A 635-nucleotide genomic window follows, 5' to 3' on the forward strand; every position below is an offset into this window, starting at 1 on the left:
GGTAGCATACCTGTTCTTGTATGTACTTTCTTTTACCTGGGTTTTATACCAGGGAAGATAAATCTCCTGAATAAATTTTTTGAAAGTCACTTCCTCTTTCTTTTCCGTAAGCTCATCTGGTGTAGACAGAATAAGCTTTGAATATTCTGCCCGAGCCTCTTTCTTTGTTGCAAATCCACTGCGATATTTTTGTATTTGTTTCCCAGTTACAGGGTGTTTTCCTAAATTCGCTCTGAAATAATAGGTTCCGTTAGTTGCTTTCTTGATTGGATCTTTTGCCATGTTACACTCCTTCTCTAATGCAAGAAGTACACTTAGTTTTCAGTATCTGGCAAAGTGATTCCCAATAATTCCTCAACCGCTTCCTTTGGTACCCTGTTCAGTTTCTTTGATTGATAATAAGTATGGCCTTTGGCAATCATCAGCTTTTTCGCTTCTCGGATAATATCTGCTGAAAAAGAAGGACCATAACCTAACTTTATCAAATCACTTTTTGTTACTGTGATCATCCTGCTCCTTTCTACGGACAGGATAAAACTTCAATACCTGTCCATTATTGTACCAAGTCGCTAGCGCGACGGCTAGCCCTAAGTACGTGAAACCACTACTTTTTTCAAAAAAAAATAGCAGTTTTT

The 635-nt window shown here is 38.0% G+C and carries 2 protein-coding genes; both read right to left on the reverse strand.

Features of this window, described 5'->3' with window-relative positions; all coding sequences use genetic code 11:
• Positions 1-282 (reverse strand): Arm DNA-binding domain-containing protein (locus ACTNBR_RS16495; protein ID WP_441019271.1); only part of this gene is annotated, 282 nt, incomplete at its 3' end.
• A gap of 32 nt (positions 283-314) precedes the next feature.
• The gene (locus ACTNBR_RS16500; protein WP_427819918.1) at positions 315-509 is read right to left on the reverse strand and encodes a DUF3173 domain-containing protein; all 195 of its coding nucleotides are present in this window, start codon (positions 507-509) and stop codon (positions 315-317) included.
• Positions 510-635 lie beyond the last annotated feature (126 nt).

The sequence above is a fragment of the Bariatricus sp. HCP28S3_F11 genome, from assembly GCF_052065395.1.
Classification (GTDB): Bacteria; Bacillota; Clostridia; order Lachnospirales; family Lachnospiraceae; genus Allocoprococcus.

Bases quoted from the DNA above. Each gene is read 5' to 3' on its own strand.
- ACTNBR_RS16500 (WP_427819918.1), bottom strand. From the start codon at position 509: ATGATCACAGTAACAAAAAGTGATTTGATAAAGTTAGGTTATGGTCCT.